A 601-nucleotide genomic window follows, 5' to 3' on the forward strand; every position below is an offset into this window, starting at 1 on the left:
AGTTTATTGTATAGGTCATTGACTTGACCTTTTAGACCATTTAACCTAACCTTGGCATTTTCGTCACCTGATATATGTTTTAGCATTAATTGTCCCTCTTCATAGCAAAGTTCATCATGTAATGGAAAAACCTCTCTAATTAGGAATAGAGCGTATTTTACAAGACGGAAAGGTCCAACAGGTCTAACAGTTTCTCCAGCAGGGAATTCCACTGCTACACTATATAGATCTTTAATGCTTTTAATTATATCGGGCTGTTCATTAGAAGGTGCAAAAACTATAGTATAGAACCAGCCGAACAAGTCTTTATCCTCACAACCATGTGCATCACTTACACCTACTATTGGTACTTCTTTACCTTTTGCTCGTTCTTCATAATATCTAGCAATCTGTAAAGTGTTTGATGAAAATTCATATGGATGATATCCTCCAATAACTTCATTAGCGTCATAAGGTTGGTTGTCATACATAAAGTCAATTATAGAATTAGAAATATAATATCCCGATTCAATCAACCAATATGGATGACAAAATATAGATAATCCTCCACCTTCTCTAATTTTATCAAAGCACCACATGCTGGAAGCACATTCATATTTTG

The 601-nt window shown here is 34.6% G+C and carries 1 protein-coding gene; it reads right to left on the minus strand.

Annotated features, from left to right (window positions below):
* On the minus strand, positions 1-470 hold a 470-nt coding region (locus AACQ14_RS23630; RefSeq protein ID WP_339366000.1), incomplete at its 3' end, for a hypothetical protein.
* Positions 471-601: the final 131 nt, after the last annotated feature.

This window comes from Vallitalea maricola (assembly GCF_036985595.1).
Classification (GTDB): domain Bacteria; phylum Bacillota; class Clostridia; order Lachnospirales; family Vallitaleaceae; genus Vallitalea; species Vallitalea maricola.